Source organism: Brevundimonas sp. (assembly GCF_035998205.1).
Taxonomy (GTDB): Bacteria; Pseudomonadota; Alphaproteobacteria; order Caulobacterales; family Caulobacteraceae; genus Brevundimonas.
Genome location: NZ_DASYHT010000006.1, coordinates 252,774 through 279,391, shown reverse-complemented (window position 1 = coordinate 279,391; position 26,618 = coordinate 252,774). Strand labels below are relative to the sequence as shown.

18 protein-coding genes are annotated in these 26,618 nt (G+C 70.7%); 12 read left to right on the top strand and 6 right to left on the bottom strand.

Annotated features, from left to right (window positions below; translation table 11 throughout):
• Window positions 1-225 precede the first annotated feature (225 nt).
• Genes VGN74_RS11255 through VGN74_RS11245 form a run of 3 tightly spaced genes read left to right on the top strand, consistent with a single transcriptional unit; the run spans window position 226 to window position 5,753 of the window.
• Entirely contained in the window at window positions 226-1,737 is a 1,512-nt protein-coding gene (locus tag VGN74_RS11255) for a tryptophan halogenase family protein (protein WP_327448206.1), read from the top strand.
• Window positions 1,737-3,281, top strand: coding sequence for a tryptophan halogenase family protein (locus VGN74_RS11250; RefSeq protein ID WP_327448204.1), 1,545 nt, complete (start codon window positions 1,737-1,739; stop codon window positions 3,279-3,281). Before VGN74_RS11255 ends, VGN74_RS11250 begins: the two co-directional genes overlap by 1 nt.
• Window positions 3,282-3,323: 42 nt before the next feature.
• Entirely contained in the window at window positions 3,324-5,753 is a 2,430-nt protein-coding gene (locus tag VGN74_RS11245) for a glycoside hydrolase family 9 protein (RefSeq protein ID WP_327448202.1), read from the top strand.
• Here VGN74_RS11245 and VGN74_RS11240 read toward each other — a convergent pair.
• Window positions 5,738-7,276: a tryptophan halogenase family protein gene (locus VGN74_RS11240; protein ID WP_327448200.1), complete on the bottom strand. Its 1,539-nt coding sequence runs from the start codon at window positions 7,274-7,276 to the stop codon at window positions 5,738-5,740. The genes VGN74_RS11245 and VGN74_RS11240 overlap by 16 nt on opposite strands.
• Window positions 7,277-7,382: 106 nt before the next feature.
• Entirely contained in the window at window positions 7,383-8,129 is a 747-nt protein-coding gene (locus tag VGN74_RS11235) for a FadR/GntR family transcriptional regulator (protein ID WP_327448198.1), read from the bottom strand.
• 156 nt (window positions 8,130-8,285) lie between these two features.
• On the opposite strand from VGN74_RS11235, the gene VGN74_RS11230 reads away from it, so the two are divergent.
• On the top strand, window positions 8,286-10,709 hold the full coding sequence (locus tag VGN74_RS11230) for a glycoside hydrolase family 3 N-terminal domain-containing protein (protein WP_327448196.1): 2,424 nt from the start codon (window positions 8,286-8,288) through the stop codon (window positions 10,707-10,709).
• Window positions 10,710-10,802: 93 nt separating this feature from the next.
• Here VGN74_RS11230 and VGN74_RS11225 read toward each other — a convergent pair whose 3' ends face one another.
• Entirely contained in the window at window positions 10,803-12,509 is a 1,707-nt protein-coding gene (locus VGN74_RS11225) for a glycoside hydrolase family 43 protein (RefSeq protein WP_327448194.1), read from the bottom strand.
• A gap of 143 nt (window positions 12,510-12,652) precedes the next feature.
• Between VGN74_RS11225 and VGN74_RS11220 the strand changes: the two genes are divergently transcribed.
• The 4 genes from VGN74_RS11220 to VGN74_RS11205 all read left to right on the top strand — a co-directional run bounded on the left by VGN74_RS11220 (window position 12,653) and on the right by VGN74_RS11205 (window position 17,640).
• Window positions 12,653-13,810, top strand: coding sequence for a fumarylacetoacetate hydrolase family protein (locus VGN74_RS11220; protein ID WP_327448192.1), 1,158 nt, complete (start codon window positions 12,653-12,655; stop codon window positions 13,808-13,810).
• On the top strand, window positions 13,807-14,565 hold the full coding sequence (locus VGN74_RS11215) for an SDR family oxidoreductase (protein WP_327448190.1): 759 nt from the start codon (window positions 13,807-13,809) through the stop codon (window positions 14,563-14,565). The genes VGN74_RS11220 and VGN74_RS11215 overlap by 4 nt, the downstream gene beginning before the upstream one ends.
• A gap of 51 nt (window positions 14,566-14,616) precedes the next feature.
• Complete coding sequence (locus VGN74_RS11210) at window positions 14,617-16,125, top strand: sugar porter family MFS transporter (RefSeq protein ID WP_414643554.1); 1,509 nt, start codon at window positions 14,617-14,619, stop codon at window positions 16,123-16,125.
• A 72-nt stretch (window positions 16,126-16,197) separates the two neighbouring features.
• Window positions 16,198-17,640, top strand: a complete 1,443-nt coding sequence (locus tag VGN74_RS11205; RefSeq protein ID WP_327448188.1) for an aldehyde dehydrogenase family protein — start codon at window positions 16,198-16,200, stop codon at window positions 17,638-17,640.
• Window positions 17,641-17,668: 28 nt separating this feature from the next.
• Here the strand turns inward: VGN74_RS11205 and VGN74_RS11200 are convergent, their stop codons facing one another.
• Window positions 17,669-19,846 (bottom strand): alpha-glucuronidase family glycosyl hydrolase, encoded by a 2,178-nt coding sequence (locus tag VGN74_RS11200; protein ID WP_327448186.1) that lies wholly within the window; start codon window positions 19,844-19,846, stop codon window positions 17,669-17,671.
• A gap of 162 nt (window positions 19,847-20,008) precedes the next feature.
• On the opposite strand from VGN74_RS11200, the gene VGN74_RS11195 reads away from it, so the two are divergent.
• Window positions 20,009-20,764, top strand: a complete 756-nt coding sequence (locus VGN74_RS11195) for a molybdopterin-synthase adenylyltransferase MoeB (protein ID WP_327449478.1) — start codon at window positions 20,009-20,011, stop codon at window positions 20,762-20,764.
• Here the strand turns inward: VGN74_RS11195 and VGN74_RS11190 are convergent.
• Window positions 20,751-21,836, bottom strand: coding sequence for a DUF2855 family protein (locus tag VGN74_RS11190; RefSeq protein ID WP_327448184.1), 1,086 nt, complete (start codon window positions 21,834-21,836; stop codon window positions 20,751-20,753). The two genes, VGN74_RS11195 and VGN74_RS11190, sit on opposite strands and share 14 nt — an antisense overlap.
• Before the next feature lie 148 nt (window positions 21,837-21,984).
• Window positions 21,985-22,707, bottom strand: a complete 723-nt coding sequence (locus VGN74_RS11185; protein ID WP_327448182.1) for a FadR/GntR family transcriptional regulator — start codon at window positions 22,705-22,707, stop codon at window positions 21,985-21,987.
• A gap of 113 nt (window positions 22,708-22,820) precedes the next feature.
• Here VGN74_RS11185 and VGN74_RS11180 point away from each other — a divergent pair, with 113 nt between their 5' ends.
• The 3 genes from VGN74_RS11180 (at window position 22,821) to VGN74_RS11170 (ending at window position 26,616) form a co-directional block, all read left to right on the top strand.
• On the top strand, window positions 22,821-23,585 hold the full coding sequence (locus VGN74_RS11180) for a prephenate dehydrogenase/arogenate dehydrogenase family protein (protein WP_327448180.1): 765 nt from the start codon (window positions 22,821-22,823) through the stop codon (window positions 23,583-23,585).
• Between the two features lie 105 nt (window positions 23,586-23,690).
• Complete coding sequence (locus VGN74_RS11175) at window positions 23,691-25,856, top strand: TonB-dependent receptor family protein (protein ID WP_327448178.1); 2,166 nt, start codon at window positions 23,691-23,693, stop codon at window positions 25,854-25,856.
• Between the two features lie 172 nt (window positions 25,857-26,028).
• Window positions 26,029-26,616, top strand: coding sequence for a GbsR/MarR family transcriptional regulator (locus VGN74_RS11170; RefSeq protein WP_327448176.1), 588 nt, complete (start codon window positions 26,029-26,031; stop codon window positions 26,614-26,616).
• Window positions 26,617-26,618: the final 2 nt, after the last annotated feature.

Below are 26,618 nucleotides of genomic sequence, written 5' to 3'. Positions count from 1 at the left end.
GGCGAGCTGTTTGCGGACGCACTGCTGGCGTGATGATGCGCATGATGGAAATCCCTCCCTAGCTCCCTCCAGCACTTCCTTGTTAGCGCTATCATCGACAGGCTTGGAAATGTCTGAGTATTGACGCTAACTCACGAAATCGCCGTTCGCAAGCCCATGGTTTCCCGGGGGCTTCGGAGGCAGGATCGGAAGCAAGGACCCGGAAACCGGGCGATGGGAGGCGACATGTCGGAGCGGCGGATCCGCCGGATCGTGATCGTGGGCGGGGGCACGGCGGGCTGGATGGCCGCCGCCGCGCTGTCGCGGCTATGCGCCGACGGCGCAACCCGCGTCGAGCTCATTGAATCCGACGCCATCGGGACGGTCGGGGTCGGCGAAGCCACGATTCCGCCGATCCGCACCTTCAACGCCATGCTGGGTCTCGACGAAGCCGAGATGGTCCGCGCCACGGGCGGGACCTTCAAACTCGGCATCGAGTTCGTCGGCTGGGGCCGGCCCGGCGAAGCCTACATGCATCCGTTCGGCGGCTTCGGCGCCGATCTGGACGGCGTGAAGTTCCACCAGGTCTGGCGTCGCCTGCACGACGCCGGCCGCGCCGGTCCGCTCGGGGCCTACAACATCTGCGAGACGGCGGCGCGCCGCGGGCGGTTCGGTCCGGGCGACCCGCGGGCGCCCTTCACCCGCATGACCTGGGCCTTCCACTTCGATGCGGCGCTTTACGCCCGCTTCCTCAGGACGTTTTCAGAGGCGCGGGGCGTCACCCGGCGCGAGGGACGGATCACCGACGTCGTCCGCAACGGCGCGACAGGCTTCATCGATGCGGTGAGGCTGGAGGACGGCGGGCTGATCGACGGGGATCTGTTCATCGACTGCAGCGGCTTCCAGGGGCTGCTGATCGAACAGGCCCTCGGGGCCGGCTTCGAGGACTGGAGCCACTGGCTGCCCTGCGATCGCGCCGTGGCGGTCCCCTGCGGCCACGGGGGTGAGCCGCCGTCCCCCTACACCCGGGCGACCGCCGAGCGCGCCGGCTGGCGCTGGCGCATTCCCCTGCAGCACCGGATCGGCAACGGCTACGTCTACTGCAGCGATCACATCTCCGAGGACGAGGCGACGGCCGCGCTGCTCGCCAGCCTCGACGGCCCCGCCCTCGCCGAGCCGCGGGGCCTCCGCTTCACGGCCGGCCGGCGCCGCAAGGCCTGGGTGGGCAACTGCGTCGCGCTCGGCCTCGCCTCCGGCTTCCTCGAGCCGCTGGAGTCCACCAGCATTCACCTGATCCAGGCCGGCATCACCAAGCTGCTGGCGCTCTTCCCCGACCGCGACTTCGATCCGCGCGCCATCGACGAATACAATCGTCTGTCAAACCTGCAGATGGAGCAGATTCGCGACTTCATCATCCTCCATTACAAGGCGAACGGCCGGGTCGGTGAGCCGCTGTGGGACAGCTGTCGCGCCATGGCCGTCCCCGAGGCGCTGCAGCGGCGCATGGACCTGTTCCGCCACCGTGGCCGCTTCTTCCGTCATGAGGAGGAGCTGTTCGCCGAATCCAGCTGGCTGGCGGTCATGCTGGGCCAGAACCTCACCCCCGAGGGTTATGACCCCCTCGCCGATCTGATCCCCGAAGCGGAGCTGGACGCGGCGCTCGGCGGCGTGCGGCGCGCGATCGACCAGGCCGTCGACGCCATGCCCGCCCACGCCGAGGTCATCTCCCGCTTCTGCGCAACGCCCGAGGCCGCCTGATGTCCGACGCCCGTATACGCAAGATCGTCATTGTCGGCGGCGGGACCGCCGGCTGGATGACCGCCGCCGCCCTCGGCAGGGTCCTGGGCCGCGATTACGCCGAGATCGTGCTGGTCGAGTCCGACGAGATCGGCATCGTCGGCGTCGGCGAGGCCACCATCCCGCAGATCGGCATCTTCAACCGCCTGCTGGGCCTCGACGAGGACGACTTCGTCCGCCGCACGAAAGGCAGCTTCAAGCTCGGCATCGAGTTCGTCGACTGGGGCCGCAAGGGCCACAGCTACTTCCACCCCTTCGGCCCCTTCGGCGTCGACATGGAGGGCGTATCCTTCCACGCCTACTGGCTGCGGCTCATGCATGGCGGCGACCCGCATCCGGTCACCGACTATTCGCTGCAGTCCGTCGCCGCCGCCGACAATCGCTTCATGCGGTCGATCAATGCCGGCCGGTCGCCGCTGTCGAACATCGCCTACGCCTTCCACTTCGACGCCGGCCTCTACGCCCGCTTCCTGCGGGAGTTCGCCGAGGCGCATGGCGTCCGTCGGCAGGAAGGCAGGATCGTCCGCGTGGACCAGCGCGCGGCGGACGGCTTCATCGAGGCGGTGGTGCTGGAGAGCGGTGTCCGCATCGACGGCGAGCTGTTCGTCGACTGCTCCGGCTTCCGCGGCCTGCTGATCGAGCAGACGCTCAAGGCGGGCTACGAAGAGTGGACCCGCTGGCTGCCCTGCGACCGGGCTCTCGCGGTGCCCTGCGAAAGCGCGGCTCCGCTGACGCCCTTCACCCGGTCGACCGCCCGCGAGGCCGGCTGGCAGTGGCGCATCCCGCTGCAGCACCGCACCGGCAACGGCTATGTCTATTCCAGCGCACACATCTCGGACGACGAGGCCGCCGCCACCCTGCTCGCCAATCTGGACGGGGCTCCGCTGGCCGACCCGCGCCAGATCCGCTTTGTCACAGGTCGGCGGAAACAGGCCTGGGTCAAGAACTGCATCGCCATCGGGCTGGCCGCCGGCTTCATCGAGCCGCTGGAGTCGACCAGCATCCACCTGATCCAGAGCGGCATCGCCAGGATGCTGCAAATGTTCCCGGACCGTGAGTTCCCGGCGGCGGACCGCGACCGCTTCAACCGCATGACCGCCCGCGAGATGGAGCAGGTGCGGGACTTCATCATCCTGCACTACCACCTGACCGAGCGCGACGACACGGCCTTCTGGCGGCGATGCCGGGAGATGGAGATCCCCGATACGCTCCGGGAAAAGTACCGCCTGTTCGAGACGACCGGGCGAATTTTCCGTGAGGACGACGAACTGTTCAATGACACCAGCTGGTTCGCCGTGATGATCGGTCAGGGCCTCAGACCCCGGCGCTACGACCCCGTCGCCGACCTGCTGGACCTGGACGAAACCCGCGCCCGCCTGGACGAGGTGCGGCGGGTGATGCGCACCTGCGCTGACCAGATGCCCGATCACGCCGACTTCATCCGGCGCCACTGCGCTGCGTCAGAGGCGCCACCGGTCTTGTCACCTGCGCGGGAATTTGTCTGAGTATTGTCGACCCGGACGCAGATCCGGAACGGGAGGCACATCATGAAACGCACCCTCATCGCCGCAGCGATGGTGCTGTTCGGGCTCTGGACGCCCGCACCGGCCGCCGTCGCCCAGGACGGCGACATCATGCAGTACGTCATCAACAATCCCCGCGTGGAGTCGTGGCAGGTGATCGGCGTGTCGCGACCGCCCCGGCCTCAGCGGGCTGAAGGCGTTCTGGGCGAGCGGGCGATCCGGGTGGCGGCGCGCCGTTCGGACCAGCCCTGGACCGTGGCGGCCCAGATGACCATTCCCGGCGCCATTCGTCAGGGCGATACGGTGTTGTTGGCGGTCTGGGCCCGCCTGCACACGCCCCCGCCCGGCCAGGCCACCAGTCGGGTGACCCTGCGGGTGCAGGAAGCCGCCGCGCCCTACGGCGGCCTCGCCGAGGACAACGTCGCGATCGGGTCCGAATGGGGGCTGGTCTACGCCTCGGGCGTCGCCGGCGCGGACTATGCCGCCGGCGCCACGAACCTCGCCGTGCACCTCGCCACCGCCGACCACACGGTCGAGCTCGGGCCGGCCCTGCTGCTCAACTTCGGCCAGAACTACGATCCCGCCCGGCTGCCGCGGAACACAGCGCCGACGCCCGGGCCGGCTGCCGCCGCGACCGGCCCCCGGGTGACCGCCCCCGGCGACGCGCCGCCGGTCCGTCTGAACCAGGCGGGCTTCGAGCAGACCGGGCCCAAGGGGGCGACCGTGGTCACGGACGCCACCCGTCCCCTCCCGTGGCGGGTGGTCGGCGCCGACGGCGCTGTCGCCGCCGAAGGCCTGACCCGGGTGGTCGGCCCCGACCCGGCGTCCGGGGAGCGGGTGCACACGATCGACTTCAGCGACCTGCAGGCGGCCGGCGAGGCCTGGCGGCTGCAGGTCGGCGACGCGTCCAGCCGCCCTTTCCGGATCGCCGCCCGGCCGTTCGCCGCGCTGAAGACCGACGCCCTGGCCTATTTCTACCAGAACCGCGCCGGCGTCCCGATCCTGGTCGATCACGTCGCACGGCCCGACCTCGCCCGAGCTGCGGGCCACGCCAGCGAGATCGCCACCTGCTTCTCCGGCCGTGACCCGCGCGGCGTGGACTGGCCCGGCTGCGACTACCGGCTCGACGTGACCGGCGGATGGTACGACGCCGGCGACCACGGCAAATATGTCGTCAACGGCGGCATCTCCGTCTGGACCCTCGTCAACGCCTGGGAGCGCGCCGACCGGAGCGGTCTCGCCCCCTTCGCCGACGGGACGGCCGACATCCCGGAGGCGGGCAACGGCGTCGACGACCTGCTCGACGAGGCCCGCTACCAGCTCGAGTTCCTGCTTCGCATGCAGATCCCCGACGGGGGCCGCGTCTGGGCGCCGGTGACAATCCGGGACGGCGTCCCGCAGCTGGCGCAGATCGACGGCGGCGGCCTCGCCCACCACAAGGTTCATGACCGCGCCTGGACCCCGCTGCCCACCCGCCCGGCGGATGCGCCGGCGGAGCGCCTGCTTTATCCGCCGACGACAGCGGCGACCCTGAACCTCGCCGCGGCGACCGCCCAGTGCGCCCGGGTCTGGAGGGAGATCGACCCCGCCTTCGCCGAGCGCTGCCTGACGTCCGCGCGGCGCGCCTGGGCGGCGGCGGCCCGCCATCCCGCCCTCCGCGCCTGGGACGCGTTCGAGGGCGGCGGCGCCTATGGCGACGACGACACCCGCGACGAACTCTACTGGGCGGCCGCCGAGCTCTACGCCGCCACAGGGGAGGCGACGTACCTCGAGGCCCTGCGCGCCTCCCCTTTCTGGCTGGCCGGGCCGTCGGCGGGGCGGACGCCCGCCGGCGACATCAGCTGGCTATCCACGGCGGCGCTGGGGACGCTCGTCCTCGCCACCGCCCCGACGGCCCTCCCGGCGGAGGATCGCGACGCGGCCCGGGCCAATCTGGTCGCAAGCGCCCGGACCTATCTCGCCGAGGGGCGGACCCAGGGCTACGGCTTTCCGCGGGGCGGCCAGAACTTCGAGTGGGGCTCCAACGGCGCCCTGATGAACCGCGCCATGATCCTCGGCGTAGCCCACGACCTGACCGGCGAGACGGCCTTCCGCGACGGCGCGGTCCAGGCGCTGGACTTCCTGCTGGGACGCAACCCGCTGGACCAGTCCTTCATCAGCGGCTGGGGGGCCCGGCCGATGCGCCATCCCCACCACCGCTTCTGGGCGAGGTCCGCCGATCCGTCGCTGCCGGAACCTCCGGCGGGCGCCCTCTCAGGCGGCCCCAACAACACCGGCATGGCCGACGAGGTCGCCCGCGCGCTGCAGGGGCGCTGCGCGCCGCTCGTCTGCTGGGCCGATGACCTGCGCAGCTACGCCCTGAACGAGGTGGCGATCAACTGGAATGCCCCGCTGGTCTGGGTCGCCGCCTTTCTCGACCCGGTTCCGGTCATGCCGGCTCAGGCTGCCGACTGACCGCTCGGCGGCCGCCAGGCGCAATGGGCGGCGATATAGTCGTCCTGCAGCGGCAGGCTGCGCCCCGCCTCGGCCACCATGCGCCGCAACCGCGCCAGCCCGGCGGCGAGGCGCTGCGGGTCCTCCGCCCGGGCCAGCACGTGCGCGGTGCGCGGCATGATCCTCTGGCCCAGCAGCACCGCCACCCAGGAGGCATGCAGGAAAAGCCCTTCGCGATAGTCCGACACCACGCCCGTCTCGCGGAACAGCTCGATCCGCGTCGCCAGGCTGTCCGGGATGGTCATCTCCCGGATATGCCGCCAGAACGGCGTGTCGTCCCGCTCCGTGGCCACATAGTGCAGGATGATGAAGTCCCGGATCCGCTCGTACTGCAGCATCATCTGACGATTGAACTCGTCCGCGGACACCGTATCGAGCGGCGATCTCGGCCACAGCTCCACCAGCTTGGTTATCCCGGCCTGGATCAGATAGATGCTGGTCGACTCCAGCGGCTCGATGAAGCCTGACGACAGGCCGATCGCCACGCAGTTGCTCGCCCAGTTGAGCTTGCGGTGGCCCGCAAGGAACCGCAGGTGGTTCGGCGCCGCCCGCGGCGCCCCCTCCAGCGCCTGCTCCAGCGCAGCCGTCGCGCCCTCAGGCGTCTCGAAGGCGCTGCAGTAGACGTAGCCGTTGCCGATCCGGTGCTGCAGCGGGATGCGGAACCGCCAGCCCGCGGGCATGGCGATCGCCCGCGTGTAGGGCTGGGTCCGGCCCACGCTCTCGCAAGGGATGGCGACCGCCCGGTCGCACGGCAGCCAGTGCGACCAGTCGGCGTAGCCGGCCTTGAGCGTCTGCTCGATCAGCAGGCCGCGAAAGCCCGAACAGTCGACAAACAGGTCCCCCGCAATCTCCTGCCCGTCCGCCAGCCTGAGGCTGACGATGGCCCCGCGATCGCCGTCCTGCGCCACGTCCACGACCCGTCCCTCGACCCGGCGGACGCCCGCGGCCTCCGCCAGACGGCGCAGGAAGGCGGCGTAGAGCCCCGCGTCCAGCTGGTAGGCGTAGCCATAGGTCGAAAGCACGGAACGGGCGTCGGCTTTCGGTGGGGCGAAGCGGTCCTCATAGGCGGCCACGATGGGGACGGCGTAGTCGTCCAGCGGGCCGGCCTCGCCCCGGGCCTGCGCCGCCAGCCAGTAATGGTGGAAAGGCACGCCGCCGCCCTCGGCGCCGAAGTCGCCGAACGGATGCATGTAGCGGTCGCCAAGCCGGCCCCAGTCACAGAACTCTATGCCCAGCTTGAAGGTGGCGCGGGTGGCGCGCATGAACTCGGCCTCGTCGATGCCGAGCCGGAGATTGAAGTCGCGCAGGTGAGGCAGGGTCGACTCGCCGACCCCGACGGTGCCGATCTCCTCGGACTCGATGAGCGTCACCTCCACACCGGTGGGGGCGATGAGACGGCCGAGCGCGGCGGCGGTCATCCATCCGGCGGTCCCGCCTCCAAGGATCACCACGCGCCGCACAGCGCCGGGGGGAAGGTCAGTCATGGGCCCCTCGCCATTTTGTCAGACAATAATGACTATGCCCGCGGTGGCGCGCCGTGCAACAGGGGCGGGTGCGGCGGAACCCACACTCCCTTCCGGAGCGCCGCGGCTACCGCGACTCCAGCGCAGCCGAGGTGTGGGACAAGGCGTTGGCGATCAGGGTCTGCATCGTGGCCCGCGCCCGCTCGGGATCGCCGGCGGCGATGGCGTCGAACACCGCCCAGTGCTCCGGCAGGGGATCGGCGGGCAGTTTCGCCTTGCGGCTCTTGTAGACCGTCGTCCAGCGAACGCCCGCGCCGATCGTCGACGCCAGGCTGGCAAGCGGAGGATTGGCGGTCGCGTCGAGGATCGCTTGGTGAAAATCACGATCGGCAGCCTGGCCCTCCTCGGTCTTGAGGGTCAGCCGCTCCATGGTTTCCAGCGCCCGGCGCATCTGCTCCAGCTGGGCGGCCGATCGCCGCGTCGCCGCCAGGGCGGCGGCGGCCGGCTCGATGATCATGCGCAGCTCGAACAGCCCCTCGACCACCTTGGCGGGCGGCTCTCCCTCAAAGAACCAGGCCAGAACATCCGGATCCAGCAGGTTCCAGCGCGCCATCTCGTTCACCCGCGTCCCGACGCGAGGGCGGCTTTCCACCAGCCCCTTGGCGGAGAGGATGCGCACCGCTTCTCGATAGGCGCTGCGGGAGACGTTCAGACGCTCGCTGAACTCAACCTCGTTGCTGAGGATGTCACCCGGCCGGTGAATCCCAGAGGTGATCGCGACGCCGAGTTCGCGGGCGATCGCACCATGCAGGCGCTCCGGACCGCCGGAGGGGCGAGACCGGCTCGTGACCGCTTCGGGACCATCTGACTTCAAGGCGGGGCGCCCCTTCGACTCGGCAATCCCCGAAGTCTTAGCAGGTCATGCGTCATGGAGTCAGTTGACGCCCCTTCAAGGCCCGACTTATCGTCATGATAGCGCTATCATCGCAGGTCGCTACGAGAACCGGCGAGGGCCACGGGAGGACTAATCATGACCATCGCCACCCCACGCACGCCTGTGCTTGGCCGCCGCACCTTCGTGTCGGCGCTTCTTGGAGCCGTCGCCACGGCTCCGCTCGCCGGCCTGGCCCGGGCGCAGGTTGCGGGCAGACCGGAGGCGGGCGCCCTCTACCGCGACGCTACCCAGCCGGTCGCGGCTCGCGTGGAAGACCTGCTGCGTCGCATGACGCTCGAGGAGAAGGTGGCCCAGATGGTTGGCATCTGGGAGCGCAAGGGCGACATCCAGGAGCCCAACGGCGACTTTTCGCCGGCCAGGGCCAGCGAACGCTTCCCGCATGGTCTCGGCCAGATCTCCCGGCCGTCAGACTTCCGGGGTGTCGATCCCAGCCTGAACGGCGCGGCGGGCGCCGCTGGCGATGCGGTCAACCGCGACGGGCCGCAGACCGCCAGCTACGTCAACGCCGCCCAGCGCTGGGCCATCGAGAACACCCGCCTCGGCATCCCGCTGATCCTGCATGAAGAGGCCCTGCACGGGTACACCGCGCGCGGCGCCACCAGCTTCCCGCAGTCGATCGCCCTGGCCTCGACCTGGGACCCGGAACTGGTCACCCGCATCTTTTCCGTGGCCGCCCGCGAGATGCGGGCCCGCGGCGCCCAGCTGGCCCTGGCGCCGGTTGTGGACGTGGCGCGCGATCCGCGCTGGGGCCGGATCGAGGAGACCTACGGCGAGGACCCGCACCTCGTCTCGGAGATCGGGCTCGCCGCCATCCGCGGCTACCAGGGCGAGACCCTGCCGCTGGCCCCGGACAAGGTGCTCGTCACCCTCAAGCACATGACCGGCCACGGCCAGCCGGAGAACGGCACCAACGTCGGCCCCGCCAACATCTCGGAGCGGACCCTGCGGGAGAACTTCTTCCCGCCCTTCGAGCGCGCCGTCACCGAGCTGCCGGTCATGGCGGTCATGGCCTCGTACAACGAGATCGACGGCCTGCCCTCACACGCCAACCGCTGGCTGCTGAACGATGTCCTGCGCCAGGAATGGGGCTTCCGCGGCGCGGTCGTGTCCGACTACTTCGCCATTCGCGAGCTGAACACGCGCCACCGCATGTTCACCAGCATCGAGGACGCCGCCGTCCGCGCCATGGACGCGACGGTCGATATCGAGCTGCCCGATGGCGAAGGCTATGTCCATCTGCCTGAACTGGTCCGCAGCGGCCGGGTGACGGAGGCGCAGATCGACGACGCGGTCCGCCGGCTGCTGACCATGAAGTTCCTCTCCGGCGTGTTCGAGCAGCCGTATGTTGACCCGGACGCGGCCGAGCGCCTTACGGCGACCCCGGATGCGATCGCCCTTGCCCGGGAGGCTGCGGGGCGCGGGATCATCCTGCTCAAGAACAATGGCGTCCTGCCCCTGTCGGCCGGACGCGTGGGCAAGCTCGCCGTGCTCGGGACCCATGCCCGCGACACGCCGATCGGCGGCTATTCCGACATTCCGCGTCACGTCGTCAGCGTCGTCGAGGGCCTGCAGAACGAGGCTCAGGGGCGCTTCGAGGTGGTCTACTCCGAGGGGGTGCGGCTGACGAAGAGCCGCGTCTGGGCCGCCGATCTCGTCGAACCGGTCGAACCCGAGGTCAACGCCCGTCTGATCCGTCAGGCGGTCGCCGACGCACGCGATGCGGATGTCATCCTGATGGTGCTCGGCGAGAACGAGCAGCTCAGCCGCGAGGCCTGGGCCGACAATCACCTCGGCGACCGGGACACTCTGGAGCTGTTCGGCCAGCAGATGGACCTGGCGCGCGCCATCTTCGCCCTCGGCAAGCCGACCATCGTCCTGCTGCTCAACGGTCGCCCCCTGGCGGTCACCGAACTTGCCGAGCGCGCCGACGCCCTGCTGGAGGGCTGGTACCTTGGCCAGGAGACCGGCCATGGCGTCGCCGACGTGCTGTTTGGCCGGGTCAACCCGGGCGGCAAGCTGCCCGTCACGATCCCGCGGAGCGTCGGCCAGCTGCCGGTGTTCTACAATCACAAGCCGACGTCGCGCCGGGGCTATCTGCTGGGCGACACCAGCCCCCTGTTCCCGTTCGGCTTCGGCCTCAGCTACACCACCTTCGACATGTCGGCGCCGCGTCTGGCGCGGGGGTCGATCCGCAACGGCGAGTCAGTCCGCGTCGAGGTGGATGTGCGGAACACGGGCCGGGTGCGCGGCGACGAGGTGGTCCAGCTCTACATCCGCGACGACCACGCCTCCATCACCCGTCCCGTCAAGGAGCTGAAGCACTTCCGGCGGGTTACGCTCGAGCCGGGCGCCTCCACCACGGTCGCCTTCGAGATCCGGCCGTCGGACCTGTGGCTCTGGAACATCGACATGGAGCGGGTCGTCGAACCCGGAACCTTCACCCTGATGGCGGGACCGAACTCCGTGGACGTGAAGACGACCACCCTGACCGTCACCTGAACCGCGAACTCTCCCCGAGGCGGCGAGGGCCGGCCGGGTCACCCCGGCAGGCCCTCGTGCTTTCGGGCGCGTTCTGCTCAGGGCGCGCGCTCTTCAGGGCGCACTCTGGGCGAAGGGACCGAAGACGGCGCCGACGAACCCGCCGGCAACACGCGTGCTGAGCATCTCGCCGTCAGCCCGTTCAAGCAGGGTTTGCCAGCCTCCCTCCGCCCGGGCCCAGGCGAAGTCATAGGCCCCGGCGCGCGCCGAGATGCGGAAGCGCACGGGCCCCTCGCCCCCCAGCGGCGCAGCAGCGATCACCTCTCCGGCGGCGTCCACGCCCGGGCCGCGGCGACGGCGCAGCTCGATGCGCGGCTCGCCCCCCCGCCGGACGGCGGCGAGGCTGTACCAGTACTCGTCGCTTTGCAGCACGGCGAGGCCGGCGAGCTCGCCCTCCCCGGCCGGCACGGCTCTCAGCTCGGTCTCGGCGGTGGCGTACTGGTGCTGCTGCCGCCGTCCGAGAAACGAGGGATTGGCGTTGTCGCCAAGCCCGTCCGCGCGGGGGGTCAGCGTCAGGGCCCCGGGATGGCGCGAGAGGTCGAACCAGGTCTCGCGCGGATTGCGCATCATCATCCAGTAGGGCGGCAGCGTCGGCCCGTCGAAGGTATCGATGACCTCGAAAGCGCCCGCCGTCGGCGGCGCGGCGTCGGGCTGGCCCGGCAGGCCCGGACGCGGAAGGGCATAGGGGATGACCCGGCCGTTTTCGAGGATGACCGGCCACTCTCCGGACCAGTCGACCGGCAGCAGGAAGGTCTCGCGCCCGGTATTGTACATGTCGTCGCCATAGGGGCGGACGGCGAGGAAGGTAGCCCACCATGAGCCGTCGGGCAGCTGCACCAGGTCCGCATGCCCGGCCGAGGTGATCGGGTAGGGGCGATCGCGGGGCAGGTCGCGCTGCGTCAGGATCGGATTGCCCGACCAGGCCTCGTAGGGGCCGTCGGGGCTGCGGGAGCGAAGCACCACCTGGGAGTGCCCCTCGGCCGTGCCGCCCTCGGCGCAGATGAGATAGTACCAGTCTCCGCGCCGGATGATGTGCGGCCCCTCGATCCAGATCGGATTGGTCGACGGGTCAACGCCGCCGTCCACCAGAACCTTGCGCGGACCGAACGTCGTGAGGGTCTGCGGATCGAAGCGCTGGATCCAGACCGCCCGGTGCCCCTCGTAGCGGGGCGGCCCCTCGGGCGGCCCGTTGTTGACGACCCAGGCGGAGCCATCGTCATCGAAAAAGACACCCGGATCGATGCCGCCGGCGAGATCAGGCAGCCATACCGGATCGGACCACGGGCCGGCCGGATCCCGCGCGGTGATGACGAAGTTGTCGCCGCAGTCCACGCAGGTGTTGAAGATGTAGAAGACGCCGTCCCGATGCTCGATCGTCGGGGCGAACACCCCGCGCGACAGGCCCAGACGGCCGAAGTCGAGCTGATCCGGCCGGTCGATCGCGTTGCCGATCTGGGTCCAGTTCACCAGATCGCGGCTGTGAAAGACCGGAATGCCCGGGAAGTAGCTGAAGGTCGAGGTGACCAGATAGTAGTCGTCCCCGGCGCGGGTGATTGAAGGGTCCGGGTAGAAGCCCTGCAGAATGGGGTTCAGGTAGGTGTCGTCTCCGGGCGTGAGCCCGGCATGCGCCGGGTCCGCGCCCCGGTAGGTGAAGCTCTCGAAGACGGCTGCGCCGGGGCCGTCGGCAGCCTGGACCGCTCCCGCCATGGCGGCGCCCAGCGCCAGCCCCGATGTGAGAACGCGTCGGATGGTCTTTCCCATCTCCGTATCTCCCCTTGTTAATTGTCTGAGTTTTAGGGCGGTTGTCCGCAGATGCAAGAACGAGAGGCGCTTGACACGCGACGGCGCGAGGAGATGATAGCGCTAACACACTTGAGCTCCGTTCAACGGAGACGGCGGGGGAAATGACACAGTTGATCGATGACTTGCCGTCTGACTGGCGCGACGGCGTCTTTCTTGGCCGGCTCGGCCTGCCGCAAGGCCCCTCCCCCGTGCTGGTTCGCGGCGGCCGCGTGCTCGACATCTCGGGCTTCGCCCCGACCTCGGCCGAGGCGGCGGCGGCGCCGGGGCTGCTGGACGCCGACGGCGAGGATCTCGGCGACCTCGAGGCGCTGGACCTGCGCCCTGCCTGGGAGCATCCCGATCGCGTTCCGCAGCTGTTGTCCCCGGTCGATCTTCAGTGCGTAAAGGCTTCGGGCGTCACGTTCGCGGTCTCCGCGGTTGAGCGGGTGATCGAGGAGCGCGCCCGCGGCGATGCGGGTCGCGCGGACGAGATCCGCAAGGCGCTGGCGGCGCGGGTCGGCGCCGATCTGCGCGCCGTCCGACCGGGCTCGGACCAGGCCAGGACGCTGAAGGCGGCGCTCATCGCCGACGGACTCTGGTCGCAGTATCTTGAGGTGGCGATCGGTCCGGATGCGGAGATTTTCACCAAGGCCCCTCTGCTGTCATCGGTGGGCTGGGGCGACGAGGTCGGCGTCCGGTGCGACTCCGTATGGAATAATCCCGAGCCGGAGGTCGCCGTCGTCGCCGACCCGAAGGGCCGCATCATCGGCGCCACCCTTGGCAACGACGTCAATCTCCGCGACGTGGAAGGCCGCTCGGCGCTCCTGCTGGGCAAGGCGAAGGACAACAATGCCTCGGCCGCCCTTGGCCCCTTCATCCGCCTGTTCGACGGCGGCTTCACCCTGGACGACGTGCGCGCGGCGACGGTCTCGCTCGAGGTCACCGGCGAGGACGGCTTCGTCCTGCGCGGCGAAAGCTCGATGAGCCTGATCAGCCGCGATCCCGAGGAGCTCGTCGGCCAGACCATTGGCGTTCACCATCAGTATCCGGACGGATTTGCATTGTACCTTGGCACCATGTTCGCCCCCATCGAGGACCGCGACACGCCCGGCGGCGGCTTCACCCACAAGCCCGGCGACCGGGTTCGTGTCTCGTCGCCCCGCCTGGGCGCGCTGACGAACCGGGTCACCACCTGCGACCGGGCGAGGCCCTGGACCTTCGGGGTCTCGGGGCTGATGCGCAATCTGGCCGGCCGCGGCCTTCTGGGCGCCGCCGCGTGAGCGGCGCAGTTTACCCGTCCCTGCGCGGACGGCTGGTCGTGATCACCGGGGGCGGCTCGGGCATTGGCGCCGCCATGACCGAAGGCTTTGCGCGCCAGGGGGCGCGCGTGATCTTTCTCGATTTCGGCGAGAAGGACTCCCGGGCGCTGCAGGAACAGCTGGCGCACCTGTCGCCGGCCCCCGAGTTCATGCGCTGCGATCTGAAGGACCTCAAACGGGTGCGCGAGGTTTTCGCCGAGATCGCGGCGATGCACGGCGTGCCCGACGTGCTCGTCAACAATGCCGCCAACGACGATCGGCACGCCCTCGCCGATGTCACCCCCGAGTACTGGGATGATCGGGTGGCCGTGAATCTGCGCCACCTGTACTTCTGCACCCAGGCGGTCGCGTCCGGCATGCGGGCGCGCGGCTCGGGGGTGGTGCTCAACCTCGGCTCGATCAGCTGGCACCTCGGCCTGCCGGACCTGTCGATCTACGAGACCGCCAAGGCGGGCATCGAGGGCATGACCCGGGCGCTGGCGCGCGAGCTGGGCGCGGACGGGGTCCGGGTCGCCTGCATCGTTCCCGGCAATGTGCGCACCCCGCGCCAGATGCAGTGGTACACACCCGAGGGCGAGGCCGAGATCGTCGCCGCCCAGTGCCTGAAGGGGCGCATCGAGCCGCGCGACGTCGCGGCGCTGGCGATGTTCCTGGCCTCGGACGACGCCCGCTTCATCACGGGGCACGAGTATTTCATCGACGCCGGCTGGAGATAGGCGGACGTTGTACACAGGGGCGCAAAGCCCGGGACCGGGGAGGGTTCGACAATGACGGAGACAACCACGGGGGGCGGGGGCGCATCCGCCGACCTCGAGAAGACCAACATGGGGCTGGTGCTGCTCACCGTTCTGGTGGCCACCATCGGCGGTTTCCTGTTCGGCTATGACAGCGGGGTGATCAACGGCACGGTCGACGGCCTGCGCATCGCCTTCAATTCCGAGGACGTGGGCACCGGCTTCAACGTCGCCTCGATGCTGCTGGGTTGCGCCGTCGGCGCCGCCTTCGCCGGGCGCGCGGCCGACATCTGGGGCCGGCGCGCCATGATGATCCTGGCGGCGATGTTCTTCATCGTCAGCGCCTGGGGCTCGGGCATCGCCACCAGCTCCACCGAGTTCGTGATCTACCGCATGCTGGGCGGTCTGGCCGTCGGCGCCGCCAGCGTCATGGCTCCCGCCTACATCTCCGAGATCGCCCCGGCGCACATGCGGGGCCGGCTGACCACGATCCAGCAGATCGCCATCATCTCTGGCCTGTTCTTCTCCTTCCTCGCCAACTACCTGCTGGCCAACACCGCAGGGGGCTCGACCGAGCCGTTCTGGTTCGGCTTCACCACCTGGCGCTGGATGTTCTGGATGGAGCTGATCCCGGCGGTGGTGTTCTTCTTCGCCCTGTTCCTGATCCCCGAGAGCCCGCGCTTCCTCGTGATCAAGGGCCGCCACGAGAAGGCCGCCGAAGTGCTCGGCCGGCTGTTCGGGCCGAAGGCAGCCGGGCTCAAGGTCGCCGAGATCCAGCAGTCGCTGGTAGCCGATCACAAGCCGCGCCTGTCCGACCTGATCGACCGCAAGACCGGCGGCGTGCGCATGATCGTCTGGGCCGGCATCGGGCTGGCGGTGTTCCAGCAGCTGGTCGGCATCAACATCGTCTTCTACTACGGCGCGGTGCTGTGGCAGTCGGTCGGGCTGAGCGAGAACGACGCCCTGCTGATCAATGTGCTGTCGGGCGCCCTGTCGATCGCGGCGGTGATCCTGGGCCTGCTGGTCATCGACCGGATGGGCCGCAAGCCGATGCTGCTGATCGGCTCGGTCGGGATGGCCGTCACCCTCGGCCTCGTCGCCTACGCCTTCTCGACCGGGGCCTTCATGGCCGAGGGGACCGAGATCGCGGCCGGGACGGTGCTGAACAACGGCACGGTCTACGAGACCTCGACGGTGCTGAGCTCCAGCTTCCTCGACCTGACGCCGGAGATGGGCCTGCTCGCCCTCGTCGCCGCCAATGTCTACGTCATGTTCTTCAACTTCAGCTGGGGCCCGGTGATGTGGGTCATGCTGGGCGAGATGTTCCCGAACCAGATCCGCGGCTCGGGTCTGGCGGTGTCCGGCTTCGCCCAGTGGATCGCCAATTTCGGCATCACCCTGAGCTTCCCGATCATGGCCGCCGGCATCGGCCTGACCGCGACCTACGGCTTCTACGCCGCCAGCGCCCTGGTGTCGGTGTTCTTCGTCCTCGCCCTGGTCCACGAGACTCGCGGCAAGGAACTGGAACAGATGACCGGCTGACCCCATTTCTTCTATTGTCTGACAAATCGAAGGCGGCGGTCTCGCCGCCTTCGCCACTTCCGGAGCCCCCTCATGGCCGACACCCTCGAACTGTCCCACTGGATCAACGGCGAGAAGGTCGGCGGCGACCGACCGGCCGAGAGCCTCAATCCGTCGGATACGCGCGACGTCGTGGCGCGGACGCCAGACGGGACCCCTGCGGATGTCGACGCCGCGGTGCAGGCGGCCCGCGCCGCCTTCCCGGCCTGGTCCGAGGCCTCGCCCGAGGTGCGCTCGGATATCCTTGACCGCGCCTCCAACCTGCTGATGGAGCGCCGCGAGCAGGTCGGCCGCCTGCTGTCGCGCGAGGAGGGCAAGACCCTCGCCGAGGGCATCGGCGAGACCGCCCGGGCGGCGCGCATCCTCAAGTATTTCGCCGGCGAGGCCCTGCGCCTGCACGGCCAGAACCTGATGTCGGTGCGCCCCGGCGTGGAGATCCAGACCTATCGCCAGCCGGTCGGGGTGTTCGGCCTGATCACCCCGTGGAACTTCCCCATCGCCATTCCGGCGTGGAAGGCGGCCCCGGCCCTGGCCTTCGGCAATACGGTGGTGATCAAGCCGGCGGGCCCGACCCCGGCCACGGCCGAGGCGCTGGTGGCCATCCTGCACGAGGCGGGCCTGCCCAGGGGCGTCCTGAACATGGTGATCGGCCGCGGCGGCGTGGGCCAGGCCATCGTCGACCACCCGGGCGTCGACGGCGTCTCCTTCACCGGTTCGCAGGGCGTGGGCGCGGGCGTCGCCATGGGCGCGGCGAAGCGACAGGCCCGGGTACAGCTGGAGATGGGCGGCAAGAACCCGCTGATCGTGCTGGACGACGCTGACCTCGACCGGGCCGTGGCGATCGCCCTGGACGGCTCCTTCTTCGCCACCGGCCAGCGCTGCACCGCCTCCAGCCGCCTGATCGTGCAGGACGGCATCCATGACCGCTTCGTCGCGGCCCTGGCCGAGAAGCTGCGCGGCCTCAAGGTCGGCGACGCCCTCGACCCCGAGACGAACATCGGGCCGGCGGTGAGCGAGGACCAGCGCGAGACCTCCTACCGCTACATCCAGGTGGCGCTGGAAGACGGCGGCCGGGTGATCACCGGCGGCGACCGGCCGCAGCTGGACAAACCCGGCTGGTACGTGCGCCCGACCCTGATCGCCGACACGGCGGCCTCCATGCGCATCAATCAGGAAGAGGTGTTCGGCCCGGTCGCCTCGACCATCCGCGTGAGCAGCTACGAAGAGGCGCTGGAGATCGCCAATGGCGTCGAGTTCGGCCTGTCGGCCGGCATCGTCACCAGCTCGCTGAAGCACGCCCGCGACTTCCAGCGGCGCGCCCGGGCCGGGATGGTGATGGTCAACCTGCCGACCGCCGGGGTCGACTATCACGTGCCGTTCGGCGGCACGAAGAAGTCGTCCTACGGCCCGCGCGAGCAGGGCTTCCTCGCCGCCGACTTCTTCACCCAGACCAAGACCGCCTACAGCTGGAGCTGACGCGGCCGGCGGCGTTCGCCCGACGTCCTCAGTCCCAGTGGCCGGGGGCGTCGGGGAAGCTCTGCGCCTGGTACCAGGCGAGGGGATGGGCCGGCTCCGGCGCACCCGGCGGCAGGGGCCGGCCGGACACCTCCCGGAAGTAGGCCACCGAGGCGTCGCGCCACCAGCGCGCCTCCGCCTGCTGGATGCGCAGGAACTGGGACACCTCCGCGTGACGCTCGGGGTCGATGTGAGCGGCGAGCGACGCCCAGGTGGCGGCCATGCGGTCCACAGCCGCCACCCCCCGGTCATAGGTCAGCACCAGCTCGTCCCAGAGCGGTCGTCCGGACTCCATCCGGTGATCCCACGGCACGCGGTGAAACCAGAGCAGGTAGCGTTCGTCGATGGTCGCCGGATCCGCCCATGCGGCCGCGGCGCCGGGCGCGTACTGGGCGAGAGCGTTCGAGCCCGTAACCGTGCGGTCAAAGCCGATGCCGCCGGCGTCGGCGCGGTGATAGTAGGCCGGGTTCCACTCCGGACGGGCGAGGTCCGACACCCACGGCGCCGGACCATAGTGATGCCCCGTGCCCATCAGGTGATGCAGGCCGAGGGGCGTCATGTAGTCCACCACCGCCTCGCGCGACCCCATCATCATCTCCACGATCGGTTCGACGACCTCCGGCGCATTGGAGAAGGTCATCCGGGCCCACTCCCCGGCGACCGCGCGGGCGCCCGTCCCGGCCGGATCCCAGGCCATGCGTCCGAACACGTACCAGTTGGCCTGGTCAAAGTGGCTACCGGCCCAGTTGCGATCCGAGCCGATATTGGCGACCCCGGCCACGCCGGTCAGCTGATGGCCGAAGGCGCGACCATCGACGACATGCGCGACCGTCGTCCCCGGCCGCGGACGATGCGTATCCGCCTGCAGGACCTCCTCGAACAGCGGTCCCAGATAGGCGAGGTGGGTCGAGAAACCGAGGTACTCCTTGGTAATCTGGAACTCGAGCAGCAAGGGGGTGCGCGGCATGGCGCCGAACAGCGGGTGGAAGGGCTCGCGCGGCTGGAAGTCGATGGCCCCGTTCTTGACCTGCACCAGCACATTGTCGCGGAACTGCCCGTCCAGCGGCTCGAACTCGGCGTTGGCCTGTTTGTGCCGGTCCTCGGGGTTGAGCTCGGAATAGACAAAGGCGCGCCACATCACGACGCCGCCGTGCGGGGCGAGGGCGTCGGCCAGCATGTTGGCCCCGTCCGCATGGGTCCGGCCATAGTCCTGCGGCCCCGGCTGCCCCTCGGAGTTGGCCTTGACCAGGAAGCCGCCGAAATCGGGGATGGCGGCGTAAAGCTCGTCGGCCTTGGATCGCCACCACGCCCGGACACGCGGATCCAGCGGATCGGCCGTCGGCAGTCCGCCGATCTCGACCGGCGCGCTGAACCGCGCGGACAGATAGACCCTCACGCCATAAGGCCGGAACACGTCCGCCAGCGCCGCCGCCTTGGCGATGTACGGCGCCGTCAGCGAGCGCGCGTTGCTGTTGACGTTGTTCAGCACCGTGCCGTTGATGCCGACGGAGGCGTTGGCGCGGGCGTAGTCCGCGTAGAGCTGCGGTGTGAACTCCGGCAGCCGATGCCAGTCCCAGATGGACTGGCCCGAATAGCCGCGCTCCACCGTCCGATCGAGATTGTCCCAGTGATTCAGAAGCCTCAACCGCACCGACGGCGCCGAGCGGATGTCCAGTCGGGCCACCGGTCCGCGGGTCTGCAGGTGACGCAGGAAGGCGAAGGCGCCGTAGAGCACGCCCCGGTCCGCATTGGCGGCGATGACCGTGACGGGCCGGCCCTCGATCCTCACGCTACGGATCAGATAGCCCTCCTCCCCCAGCCCCTCCAGCGGCAGGCCCAGGGCGGCGATCTCGGGCGAGGCCGCCGGCGTGCCATACAGGACGACACCGGCGTCCGCCCGGGTGACCACCTCAACCGCTCGACCGGTCAGCCCTGACAGACCCTCACGCAGCTCTGCGGTCGCCGCCTGCAGCGTCGGGCTGTTCCCCGCCGGAAGGAGCCCGGCGGCGAGGGCGCGGTAGGCGTCCCGGTGCGCGGGCTCGACCGGCTCGTAGCGCAGCCACAGCCGATAACCGTCCTCCGCCCGGGCTCCGCCCGGGCTGCCCGGCCCGCACACGAGAATGCAGGCCAGACCAAAGGCCGCAAGGCCGCGCCAAAGTCCCTTCATCGCCCGCTCCCAGAGATCGGCCGGCTGACCCGGCCTGTTTGTGATAGCGCTATCATGACAGACCGGGCCGGCGCGGCAAGGGCGGCCGCCCCGCCGCGGCTGGCGCGCCGCCGCGCGATCTCTATGTTCGGGGAGCCCGGCCGCCCGGGCCTGGAGTATGGCCTGATGTTCAGTGACGAGGAGGTGGAGCGCTACGCCCGGCATCTGGTGCTGCGCGAGCTCGGCGGGCCCGGCCAACAACGGCTGAAGGCCGCCCGCGTGGCCCTCGTCGGGGCCGGCGGCATAGGCGCCCCGGCCGCCCTCTATCTCGCGGCGGCGGGCGTCGGCGCCCTGCGCCTGATCGACGACGACGACGTCGCCCTGTCCAACCTGCAGCGCCAGATCCTGTTCGACACCGCCGACATCGGCCGGCCCAAGGTCGAGGTCGCCGCCGCCCGCCTCGCCGCCCTCAATCCGAACGTCGCGGTCGAGCCCCGCCCCGTCCGGCTGGACGCAGACACGGTCGGCGATCTCCTGGCCGACGTCGATCTGGTGCTGGACGGCAGCGACAGCTTCGAGACCCGCGCCCTCGTCGGCGACGCCTGCATCGCGCGCGGCCTGCCGCTGGTGGCGGCGGCGCTGGGGCGCTGGGACGGCCAGGTCGTCCTGCTGCGAGGCGAGCCCTGCTGGCGCTGCTATGTGCCCGAGCCGCCGCCCGATGCCGAGACCTGCGCCCGCATGGGGGTGGTCGGCGCCCTCGCCGGCGTGATCGGTTCGGCCGCCGCCCTGCTCGCGCTCCGGGTTCTCGCGGAGGTCGGCGAGGCCCCGGCCGGCGAGATGATGCTGTTCGACGGCCTCGGCTGGCGCGCCCGCACCAGCCGCATCGCCGCCGATCCGCACTGCCCGGCCTGCGGCGGCGGCGGTCTCAGCCCAGGCTGAGCATCAGCCCCGCCCGGGGCGGCGTGCGCCCCGCCAGCATGTCGAGCCAGGCCTCGCGGGCGGCGTCCGCCCCCTGCAGATGCCGCACCTCCAGCTGCGCCCCGGCGTCGGCGGCGATCCGGCCGCTGGCCTCCATCGCCCGCCGCAGGGCCACGCCCGGCCCCCAGTCGGCCTCGCGCTTGGCGAACTGGGCCGGAGCGAAGAAGAAGGCGGGCGCCGCGCCCTTCAGCGCCCCGGGGCGCCGCCCCGCGTCCCAGTGGGTCGCCCCCACCAGCACATTGGCCTTCACCCGCTCGCCCAGCCGGTCGTCCACCGCCTGCAGCACCGCGCCCGAGCCGGACATGTCGACCAGCACCGCCGGCGCGTCGGCGGGAAGCCCGGCGATGTCCTCATAGGCGACCACCTCGTCGTACAGCCCCAGTGAGCGGGTGAAATCGAGGTTGCCGGCGGAGGTCAGGCCGACCACGCGCCGGCGCACCGTCGGCTCGCGCGTCAGCATCCAGGCCAGACCGAAGGCGGTCTTGGACGAGGCGCTGGCGATCAGCACCTGCGAGGCCCCGAAGGCGGCGTTGTCGTCCAGATAGTCGGCCAGCACCCAGGAGGTGCCGAACAGCGGGAACAGCAGGGCCCGCGCGTCCCCCGCTTCCGCCAGCGCCGGCGGCTCGCCCGCCAGGCGGCTGTAGCGATTGTACAGGGCCGGCAGGTCGCGGCGGTGCGCCGCCATGTCCGTGAAGCCCGATCCGCTGACCTTGCCCGGCGCGAGCCGGACGTGCGAGGCCATGGGGAAGAAGCCGTACAGACGCTCGCCCACGGCGATGTCCGGGCAGGCCGAGGCGGTCACCGTGGCGAAGCCCCAGACCGGAACCAGGCCCCAGTCGGCGTCGACCGGGAAATAGCCCCAGTAGCCGATGCTCTCGCCGGTCACGGCGTAGCTGACGTTGTTGGCGGTCAGGGCGAACCGGTCGATCGCCGCCACCACCTCGCCCGGCGCCGGCGGCGTCAGCGGCGTGGTCACGACCCGCGCCTGCTTCAGGTCGCGGCGCTGCACCTGCAGCTGGACGATGGACGACATGAGCGGCTCCGGGCTGGCGATCCCCTCTCCATACGGCCCCCCGAGGCCCGGGGGAACCGGGCGTGAGGCGGCGATCAGACGCCGTGGAGGCGGGACGGCGATGACCAGCGCCTCGGCCACCACCACGGTGGCGCAGTCGCCGGCGACCTCAGCGCGGACTTGTCGGAGACGCCGCGCGGGCCCCACGGGCCTCGCGCGCCATCCGGTCGACGCCGCTCTGGATCACCGCCCGCATCGCGGCCGCCGCCCCGTCGGCGTCCCTCGCGGCGATGCAGTCGACGATACGCGCGTGGGCCGCGACGGTCTCGGCGTGGAGCCCCGGCCGCTGCACCGGGGGGCTGATGGTGAAGGCCTCCATCAGCGCCGCCTGGATCACCGCCGCCATCGAGCGGATCATCGGATTACGGGACGCCGCGCCGACAGCGAGGTGGAGCTCGAGATCCGCCCGGGCGAACCCCACCGGCGAGCCCGTCTCGGCGCCCATTCGCTCCAGCGCCCGGGTCATGGCCGCGAGGTCCTCGGGCGTGCGGCGCTCCGCCGCCAGCGCGGCGGCGGTCGGCTCCAGCGCCAGCCGCACCTCGGCCAGGTTGCGGCGGAACTCGGCGTCGACCCCCGCCTCGACCCGCCAGGCCAGCACGTCGGGATCGAAGTAGTTCCACTGCGCCCGGTCAGCGACGCGGGTGCCGACCCGCGTCTTGGCCACCAGCAGCCCCTTGGCGGACAGGGTCTTGATCGCCTCGCGCAGGGCCGTGCGGGACACGCCGAAGCGCTCCAGCAGCCGCGGCTCCGGCGGCAGATTACCCCCGACGGGCAGGTCGCCCGCCAGGATCTGCACACCGAGACTGCGGACGATCTTGTCGTGGTTCGACATGCCGCCAGTGATGGACGCCGCCGGCCCGGCCTGCAAGCGGGCGGCGGAGCACGAGGACGTCGCGGCGCCGGGCTGATACACATCCGGGGGTCTTCCTCCCCCTGCAGGCTCCCATGCGCGCGTCCCTTCGCTCCGTCTCGACCGTCGGCCTTCTGGGCTTCGGCGCCTTCGGGCGACTGACGGCGCATCATCTGCAGCCCTGGTTCGCCCTGCGCGTCCACGACCCCTATACGCCGGTCCCGACGGACCCTGCCGGTCGGGGTCTGGCCCCCGCCACCCTGGCCGAGGCGGCCGCCTGCGACGTGGTCATCCTCGCCGTTCCGGTCCCGGCCCTCGCCGCCACCGTCGCCGCCATCCGCCCGCACCTGAGACCGGGCGCGCTCGTGCTCGATGTCGGCTCGGTCAAGCTGGAGCCCTCCGCGATCATGGCCGCCGGCCTGCCGGAGCACGTCGAGATCCTCGCCACCCACCCCCTGTTCGGCCCCCAGAGCGCGCGCGACGGGGTGCGCGGCCTCGGCATCGCCCTGTGCCCCGTGCGCAGCCCCGGCGTCCGGCGCGTCGCCGCCTTCCTGCGCCGCGCCCTCGGCCTGAAGGTCCACATCACCACCGCCGACGCCCATGATCGGGAGGCGGCCATGGTGCAGGGCCTGACCCATCTCATCGCCCGCATCCTCGTCGAGATGGAGCCCCTGCCCCGCACCCTCACCACCCGCAGCTTCAGCCATCTCATGCAGGCGGTGGAGATGGTGCGGCACGACGCCCCCGAGGTCTTCCTCGCCATCGAGCGCGCCAACCCTCACGCCAAAGCCGTACGCGACCGCTTCTTCGACCTCGCCGCGCAACTGCGGCGCGAGCTGGACGCCGCCCCCGGCCATTGAGCCTCCCCCCGCGACCGGACGCCGCGACCGCGCGCCGCTTGCTTTTGGGAGCCATTCTCATTAGCACCCCGCGACTGCGAATAACTCGCCATCTCAGGGCCCCTCATGCTCCGCTCCCTCGCGCTCGCCTCCACCATGCTCACCGCCTTCGTCGCCAGCGGCGCCGCCCAGGCCCAGGCGCCGGCGGCGGCGACCGAGGCCGGGCCGCGGGTGGCCGAGATCGTCGTCATCGGGCAACGCGCCGACCTGCTGACCATCCCGGGCTCCGGCGCCACCCTCGAGGCGGACGACCTGCTGCGTTCGCGCCCCTTCACCGTCAATGACGCCCTGCGCCAGGCGCCCGGCGTCTTCGCCCGGGACGAGGAAGGCTTCGGCATGCGGCCGAACATCGGCATCCGCGGCCTGAACCCGACCCGCTCGACCAAGGTGCTGCTGCTGGAGGACGGCCTGCCGCTGGCCTATGCGCCGTATGGCGACAACGCCAGCTACTTCCACCCGTCGCTCGGCCGCTACGCCCGGGTCGAGGTGCTCAAGGGCGCCTCCCAGGTGCGCTTCGGGCCGCAGACCATCGGCGGCGTGATCAACTACATCACCCCCGAGGCCCCGGAGACCTTCGGCGGCGCCCTGCGCGTGGCGGGCGGCTCGCAGGGCTACCGCGAGGTCGACGGCCTCGTCGGCGGGCCGGCCCTCGGCGGCCGCGGGCTGCTGCATGTGCAGACCCGGCGCACCGACACCAGCCGCGACAACCAGGACCTGCAGTACACGGACATCCTCGGCAAGATGACCTGGGACATCGGCGCCGATCAGGTGCTCACCGCCCGTATCAGCCGGCACGAGGAGGACTCGCAGGTCACCTATTCAGGCCTGACGCTGGCCGAGTTTACGGCCGACCCCTACGCCAACCCCTTCGCCAACGACTCCTTCGAGATCGAGCGCTGGGGCGCGGCGCTCAGCCACGCCTGGTTCCTCGACGCGGCCACGACCCTGAAGACCAGCTTCTACGGCTCCACCTTCGACCGCTACTGGTGGCGCCAGTCGTCCAACTCGGGCCAGCGGCCCAACGACGCCTCCGACCCGGCCTGCGGCGGCCTGGCCAACCTCAACACGACCTGCGGCAACGAGGGTCGGCTGCGCGAGTACCGGACCGGCGGCATCGAGACCCGGCTGAGCCACGACACCACCGCCTTTGGCGCCGAGGTCCGGCTCGAGGCCGGCCTGCGCTATCACACCGAGGAGCAGCAGCGCCGCCAATGGAACGGCGACACGCCCCGCGCCCGCACCCCCGGGACCGGCCCCAACGCCGGCGTGGTCGAGAACAATGAACGCCTCACGGACGCCTGGAGCGCCTTCGCCAGCGCCCGCATCGAGTCCGGCGCCTGGATCGTCGAGCCCGGCGTGCGCGTGGAGCGGATCGCGTACGAGCGCCTGAACCGCCTCAACGGCGCGCAGGGCGAAACCGACCTCGACGTGGTCGTCCCCGGTCTCGGCGTGATGTACCGCCTCGGCGACCGCTCGGTGGTCTATGCCGGCGTGCACAAGGGTTTCGCCCCGCCGCGCGTCGAGGACATCATCAGCAACAGCACCGGCGGCTCGGTCGACCTCGACGCCGAGGAGAGCGTCAACTGGGAGCTGGGCCTGCGCGGCGACGTCGCCCCGGGGCTCTACCTCGACGTCGGCCTGTTCCGCATGACCTTCGACAACCAGATCATCCCGCAGAGCGTCGCCGGCGGGGTCGGCTCGACCCTGACCTCGGCCGGCGAGACCCTGCACCAGGGTGTCGAGCTGCTGGCGCGCGGCTCGGCCCGCGAGGCCGGCTGGCTGCAGAATGGCGACGATCTCTATGCCCGCCTCAGCCTGACCCACGTCGCCGACGCGAGCTTCGAGGGCCGGCGCTTCTCCAGCGTCTCCGGCTTCACCACCGTCAGCGTCACCGGCAACCGCCTGCCCTATGCGCCGGAGTGGCTGTGGACTGCCGCCGTCGGCTACGAGTACCGCGGCTGGCTGCAGGGCGAGATCGAGGCCCAGTACACCGACGCCATGTTCACCGACGACCTCAATACCGTGGCCGTCACGGCCAATGGCCAGCGCGGCCGCATCGACGACGTGCTGCTGTGGAACGCCACGCTGAACGCCGACCTGCCGGGCACGCCGCTCACGGTGTTCGTCACCGGCCGCAACCTGACCGACGAGCTCTATGTCGTCGACCGCTCGCGCGGCATCCTTCCGGGCGCCCGCCGCGGCGTCCAGGCCGGGATCAGCTTCGCCTTCTGAGGCGTCTCTCTCCAGGGACACCCGGACCGCCGGGCGCCCGCGGGGGCGCCCGGCGGTTTGCGTTTCGCCCCCCCCTGGGCCGGCGCGACACGCGGCCGCGTCGCCGCGACTTGCCCGCCGCGGCCGCGCCGCGTATCTGCAATTTCAGAAAATTCTGAAAGTTCAGATGGCGATGCAACTTCCCCCGCTCCACCAGGAGTTCGTGCTCCACTTCGGCGAGATGGGCTCGCGCTGGGGCATCAACCGCACGGTCGGCCAGATCTACGCCCTGCTGTTCCTCAGCGCCGAGCCGCTCAATGCCGACCAGATCGTCGAGCGCCTCGGCTTCTCGCGCTCCAACGTCTCCATGGGGCTGAAGGAGCTGCAGAGCTGGAACCTCGTGCGCCTGCGGCACATGCCGGACGACCGGCGCGACTACTTCACCACGCCGCAGGACCTGTGGGAGATCGTCCGCACCCTCGTCGAGGAGCGCAAGAAGCGTGAGATCGATCCGACCCTGACCAAGCTGCGCGAGCTGCAGATGCAGCAGCCCGCCACCGAGGAGGACCGCCACGCCCACGCCCGCATCGCCGAGCTCGGCGGGCTCATCGAGCTGCTGTCCGGCTGGTACAGCGACATGAACCGTCTGGAGACGGAGCGGCTGGTCCAGCTGCTGGCCCTGGGCAGCAAGATCCAGCGCCTGGTCGAGGGGGCCGAGCGCATCGTGCCGTTCGCGGGCGGCGCCCGCAAAGGCCGGCTGGTCCCGGCCACGGAGGCCTGAGC

What these genes read in the sequence shown, in the direction of transcription:
- VGN74_RS11255 (WP_327448206.1), top strand. Translation starts at nt 226, where the DNA reads ATGTCGGAGCGGCGGATCCGCCGGATCGTGATCGTGGGCGGGGGCACG.
- VGN74_RS11250 (WP_327448204.1), top strand. Translation starts at nt 1,737, where the DNA reads ATGTCCGACGCCCGTATACGCAAGATCGTCATTGTCGGCGGCGGGACC.
- VGN74_RS11245 (WP_327448202.1), top strand. Translation starts at nt 3,324, where the DNA reads ATGAAACGCACCCTCATCGCCGCAGCGATGGTGCTGTTCGGGCTCTGG.
- VGN74_RS11240 (WP_327448200.1), bottom strand. Translation starts at nt 7,276, where the DNA reads ATGACTGACCTTCCCCCCGGCGCTGTGCGGCGCGTGGTGATCCTTGGA.
- VGN74_RS11230 (WP_327448196.1), top strand. Translation starts at nt 8,286, where the DNA reads ATGACCATCGCCACCCCACGCACGCCTGTGCTTGGCCGCCGCACCTTC.
- VGN74_RS11225 (WP_327448194.1), bottom strand. Translation starts at nt 12,509, where the DNA reads ATGGGAAAGACCATCCGACGCGTTCTCACATCGGGGCTGGCGCTGGGC.
- VGN74_RS11220 (WP_327448192.1), top strand. Translation starts at nt 12,653, where the DNA reads ATGACACAGTTGATCGATGACTTGCCGTCTGACTGGCGCGACGGCGTC.
- VGN74_RS11210 (WP_414643554.1), top strand. Translation starts at nt 14,617, where the DNA reads ATGACGGAGACAACCACGGGGGGCGGGGGCGCATCCGCCGACCTCGAG.
- VGN74_RS11205 (WP_327448188.1), top strand. Translation starts at nt 16,198, where the DNA reads ATGGCCGACACCCTCGAACTGTCCCACTGGATCAACGGCGAGAAGGTC.
- VGN74_RS11200 (WP_327448186.1), bottom strand. Translation starts at nt 19,846, where the DNA reads ATGAAGGGACTTTGGCGCGGCCTTGCGGCCTTTGGTCTGGCCTGCATT.
- VGN74_RS11190 (WP_327448184.1), bottom strand. Translation starts at nt 21,836, where the DNA reads ATGTCGTCCATCGTCCAGCTGCAGGTGCAGCGCCGCGACCTGAAGCAG.
- VGN74_RS11185 (WP_327448182.1), bottom strand. Translation starts at nt 22,707, where the DNA reads ATGTCGAACCACGACAAGATCGTCCGCAGTCTCGGTGTGCAGATCCTG.
- VGN74_RS11180 (WP_327448180.1), top strand. Translation starts at nt 22,821, where the DNA reads ATGCGCGCGTCCCTTCGCTCCGTCTCGACCGTCGGCCTTCTGGGCTTC.
- VGN74_RS11175 (WP_327448178.1), top strand. Translation starts at nt 23,691, where the DNA reads ATGCTCCGCTCCCTCGCGCTCGCCTCCACCATGCTCACCGCCTTCGTC.
- VGN74_RS11170 (WP_327448176.1), top strand. Translation starts at nt 26,029, where the DNA reads ATGCAACTTCCCCCGCTCCACCAGGAGTTCGTGCTCCACTTCGGCGAG.